3 protein-coding genes and 1 tRNA gene are annotated in these 5,022 nt (G+C 53.7%); 1 reads left to right on the top strand and 3 read right to left on the bottom strand.

Going from position 1 to position 5,022, the window contains the following annotated elements; all coding sequences use genetic code 11:
- Window positions 1-179: 179 nt before the first annotated feature.
- The 3 genes from QZP87_RS09650 to QZP87_RS09640 form a co-directional block, all read right to left on the bottom strand.
- Window positions 180-263: transfer RNA gene (locus QZP87_RS09650), tRNA-Leu, on the bottom strand.
- Between the two features lie 29 nt (window positions 264-292).
- A complete protein-coding gene (locus QZP87_RS09645; protein WP_291322708.1) occupies window positions 293-1,450 on the bottom strand; it encodes a spore photoproduct lyase family protein in 1,158 nt (385 codons plus the stop codon).
- Window positions 1,443-2,387: a ParB N-terminal domain-containing protein gene (locus QZP87_RS09640; protein WP_291322707.1), complete on the bottom strand. Its 945-nt coding sequence runs from the start codon at window positions 2,385-2,387 to the stop codon at window positions 1,443-1,445. Before QZP87_RS09640 ends, QZP87_RS09645 begins: the two co-directional genes overlap by 8 nt.
- Before the next feature lie 264 nt (window positions 2,388-2,651).
- On the opposite strand from QZP87_RS09640, the gene fusA reads away from it, so the two are divergent.
- Complete coding sequence (fusA, locus tag QZP87_RS09635; protein WP_291322706.1) at window positions 2,652-4,715, top strand: elongation factor G; 2,064 nt, start codon at window positions 2,652-2,654, stop codon at window positions 4,713-4,715.
- The last annotated feature ends 307 nt before the right edge of the window (window positions 4,716-5,022 follow it).

The raw sequence follows: 5,022 nt of genomic DNA, 5'->3' as shown, positions 1-5,022 counted from the left end.
GGGGACAGGCACCCCCGCACTTATTTTTATTACAAATGATCTTGGTTTTATTGGAAAAAATAAGTGCGGGGAGAGCCAGTCCCCGGAGGTGAATAAATAAGTTTCGCTGTAGTGCTAAGCAGATACCTGTCCTCTGCTTTCCATAAAAGCGCTGAACAGACTACATGAAAAATATTATCTGGTGCGAGAGGGGGGATTCGAACCCCCACGGTAAAACCGCTGGATCCTAAATCCAGTGCGTCTGCCGGTTCCGCCACTCTCGCTTTAATGATACAAGGTTTAACATTATATTTTAGCTTAATAATTTATGCCGGTCAATGAATATCTTGGGGCTGTTCTGAGACCTGGTTGGAAAACTAAGTCGCAGCAGATGTTTGTCCAGACCTCCCAGTTCTTTTGGGGTATAACCCAGGACTTTCTTCCAGACAGCTCCGGATTCCATGCACAAGTACATGTTGTGCCCCATGCCGGATTCTTTCAGCCTGCCGATAATAAACCGGAACTGCTCCAGCCTCAGTGGCAGAAGCAGTCTTTTTTTGCCGTCCAGTCCGGTGATGAATTCGTTGTAGACATAGTCCGCCCGGGGATGGTTGCGCATAATTATTTTTTCCAGGTCGGGCATGAACCTGAAGGAACCCAGGCTCATGTAGGCGATGTCCCGTGGCCGGACGTAATCGAATATGGTCTCCACGGCCCGGGCATATCCCTTCTGCCAGCCGGGATAATGGATGATGGGGTCGAAGTGCAGACAGATCCGAAAACCCTGCTGGACGCAGGCCCTGGCTGCCTGCATCCTTTGCTCCAGTGAGTCGGTGTCTTTTTCCTGAGCTGAGATGAGTGCCTGTGAGTTGACTGACCAGGCCGGCAGAACCCGGTCCGGGTGCTTTACCTTATGCATCCAGCCCAGTTCCACAATCTTGGATTTCAGTTCCAGGCAGATATTGTGGTAATCCCCCAGAAATGACACCAGATCGCCTGTAAAGCCGGTGACGGCTTCCAGAGCCAGAGAGTCGGTGAATTCCCCGGTGCCTGCCCGTATGGGGGTGTCGCTCCGGGTAAGGTGCTCTTCAAGTTCCTGAAAAAGGTCCTGCTGGTTGGCCCAGATCTTGAGCACCCTGTCCTGAAAATAGGCCTGCAGGATGCAGTAGGTGCATTGCAGGGGGCAGTTTTCTCCTATATGGATAATTTGGTAGCCGCAGCAATGGTAGCGGCTTGTGCCGGGACATGGACGCAGGAAGCGGCCTTTGTAGTTTTTAAGGTAGAGAACCTGGGAGTCTGTACCCAGATCCTGAAGCTGTTTTTGGTAGTTGCGGCACACGGTCCAGGGCACTCCGGGCATCCTGGACAAAACCCGCCTGCTCAGGGAAGAGTTAACAACCTCCGGGTCCACCAGGATATGTTCCGGGGGGTTAAGGTGCTGAGGCCGGGTGGCAGGGGCAGGATCATTCATAAGGATATACCGGCCATGGGCGAAGAAGGTCAGAGCCTGCAATGCGGCTTAGCTGTCTGGATGCCCTGTCCAGTTCCTCCGGGGTTCTTACCCTTACCAGCAGTTGCAGATCTGAACTTTCAAAGTTATCAGGATGGATGCAGTGCCAGGCGGTACCAGCGACAAGACGTCTGATATTTTGACGGGCCTGTTCCTGGAGCCGGGTATACTCAGGGTATGCTTCTCTGCCCAGACTGTTCAGTATAGTCTGAATTTTATCCTTGGGGCTTAAATCCTTTTGCAGGACGCGATCCATTTCAAGCCTGGAAATGACCCATGCAGGGGATATTTTTCCGGCCCTGCTGCAGCGGTTCAAAAGTTCCAAAAGTTTGCGCGCCTTGTTCAAGGACCAGGAAAGCTCAACAAACAATGGATTCAGGCTGTCCAGGTCCTCGGTGTCCATCTCCCTCAGTTCACCGGCACAGGCTAGAAGCTGCGGGGAATGTTCCAGTATGGTGTCCCAACGATGCGGCAATTCCAGCCAGGCCTGCAACTGGAGCTGCTGCCTGGAATCCGGGGTTATCCCCATCATGACATAAACCTGTTCCTGGTCCTGGCCCAGGGGCTGAAAGTAGCGCAGGGCCTGCAGCATCATGGTGGTATCCGGGGTGCGCTCCAGGTTGGAGGATAAATATATCAGGCCCTTTTCCCAAGGCCCGGCAACATCTGCCTGCAGGGCGTAGAGTGTCCTGCCGAGGCTTTTTAGGCCCTGAAATCTTTTGTACCCGGCCAAAAGAGAATATCCCCCGGCTGTTTTCTGCACCAGAAGGGGCTGAAGCTGCCCGTGTTGCCGGAGAGAATCCAGCAGGACCCGGCCGCATTCTTCGGCCCAGAATACGCAGGGGTCAACTTCCAAAATCTCTCCAGGCTCAAGTGTCAGCTGGTTGTACATTAACATGATTATTTCACCTGAATTGGACTATGCAGTCTTTCTGGCTTTGAGTAAATATAATTTGCAGCTTGACAACTTTTGATTCATCTTTCAATAGGACAGGATATTTTTCAGACAAACGGCAACAGGGTCTTTAACTTCCGGGCGAGGAGTTGTCCAGGACAAGGGGCCCGTATTCCCGCGTTTATGCGGGGCAGTTTTCGCACAATGCAACGTAACTTGCCCGCCGCCTGAATCCAGGCGCGGACAAAGCACAAAGGGGGCGCACGCATGCTGGATAAGTTGGAAAAGCAAAGGACCTATGCCCTGGTGGGACACGGGGGGACAGGCAAGACATCCATAGCGGAAATGATTCTGTATCAGTGCAAGGCCGTAAGCCGGCTGGGCAAGATAGAAGAAGGCACCACCAGCCTGGATTTCGAGCCGGAAGAGATCAAGAGGCGCGGCAGCATTCAGCCGGGTTTCTTTGTTTATACCTGGGATAAGAACAGGCACTTCCTGGTGGACACTCCCGGTGACAACAATTTTATCGGGGACATAAGCTTTCTGCTTACCGCCGTGGACGGGGCCCTGTTCGTGGTGGATGCCGTGGACGGGGCCAAGCCTCTGACCAAAAAGCTATGGTCCGAGGTCCAGGAAGCAGGCTTGCCGGCCGTGATCATGATTAACAAGATGGACCGCGAGCGGGCCGATTTCAGAATGGCTTACGACAGTCTGGTCAATCTTTTGGGCATCAAGCCGGTGGTCCTTTACCTGCCCATAGGTGCTGAATCGGATTTCAAGGGACTGGTGGATATCCTGGAGGAAAAGGCATATTATTTCGCCGATGAAGGCAGGCTTGTACCCGGAGATATCCCCCAGGATATGCAGGAGACCGTGGCCGAGATGCGTGAACTGGCCATGGAAAATATCGCCGAGAGCGACGAAGATCTCATGGAGAAGTATCTGGAAGAGGGCAGTCTGGAACCACAGGAGGTTCAGAGTGGACTGCGCAAGGGCGTACTGTCCAGGGAACTGGTGCCTGTCTGCGCCGGGGCAGCCATGGAAAACAAGGGCGGGATAAAGCTCCTGGAAGCGGTGCAGGGACTTCTGCCCTCCCCCCTGGAACACCCTGACTGGGTCGGGGAAGATGATAAGGCCAGGAAGTCCCATCCCGATGAAGAACCGGCGGCCTTTGTTTTCAAGACCATCACGGATCCATTTACCGGCCAGCTGAGTGTAATGCGCATATTGTCCGGCAGCATTGCCTCGGATATGCTCCTTTTTAATCCTCTCAAGGATGACAAGGAAAAGCTGGGACAACTCCTGGTACTGGAGGGGAAAAAACAGGTCCAGCTCAAGGAATCTGCCGGTCCTGGAAGCATCGTGGCTGCCGCCAAGCTCAAGAATACCACCACCGGGGACACCCTGTGCAGCGAAAAGGATCCTTTTGTGCTTGCAAAACCCCGGCTTTCCCCCTGCATCCTGTCTTATGCCCTTGGAGCCCAGGAAAAGGGTGAGGAAGACAAAGTCTTTGCCGCGGTGCAGAAACTCCTGGATGAAGACATCAACCTGCAGCTTACCCGCAACGAGGAGACCAAGGATATGCTTCTTTCGGGAATGGGGCAGCTGCACATTGAAATGGCCGTGGAAAAGGCCAGGAGGCGCTATAAAGCCGCAGTGGTTTTAAAGACCCCCAAGATTCCATACCGCGAAACCATAAAGGGCAGGACCGAGGTCCAGGGCCGCTACAAGAAGCAGACCGGCGGACGCGGACAGTTCGGAGACTGCTGGATAAAGCTGGAACCTCTGGGCCGGGGTGGAGGTTACGAGTTTGTGGACGCCATAGTGGGCGGAGTAATCCCCAGGAGTTACATTCCCGCGGTGGACAAGGGCATCCAGGAGGCCGCGGCCAAGGGAGTCCTGGCCGGTTACCCGGTGGTGGACTTCAAGGTCACCCTGTACGATGGATCATATCACAGCGTAGACTCCTCGGAAATGGCCTTCAAGATCGCCGGGTCCCTGGCTTTTAAAAAGGCGGTGGAACAATGCAGCCCTGTGCTTCTGGAGCCTATCATGCTGGCCACGGTGTTTGTGCCGGACGAGTACATGGGCGATGTTATCGGAGACCTGTCCAGCAAACGCGGCCGGGTGCTGGGATCAGAGTCGGACAAGGGCATAACCTCGGTGCGGGCCCATGTGCCCATGGCCGAGATGCTGCAGTATGCCCAGGACCTGCGTTCCATGACCGGAGGTCAGGGGACCTTTACCATGGAATTCGCTCATTATGAAGAGTGCCCTGGACCCATAGCAGAAAAGGTGGTGGCAGAAAACAGCTCCGGTAAAGAACCCTGATGGGCTGAAAAAGGAAACAGATGCAGTCAAGGCCCCCTGGCTCTCTTTGCAACCTGCTGAATGTCCTTAAAGAGAGTCCGGGGGCTTTTTTGTACTTATAAAACTAACGCGGGCTTTGCCACTTAACCCAAGATAATGCATTGCTCTTATCTTGTGTCCTTCCTGGTTCCTGGTTCCTGGTTCTTGGTTCCTGGTTACCTCTCGTTCCCGGGCTCTAGCCTGGGAACAAGAAAAAAATCCTTGCTTGCATGTTAGTGGGGACAGGCACCCCGGCACTTATTTTATTATTGAACAAGAAACAGATTTG

This window comes from Desulfonatronospira sp., from assembly GCA_003563255.1.
Classification (GTDB): Bacteria; Desulfobacterota; Desulfovibrionia; order Desulfovibrionales; family Desulfonatronovibrionaceae; genus Desulfonatronospira.
Note: the sequence above shows the minus strand (reverse complement) of the source record. Positions and strands in the feature narration are given on the sequence as shown.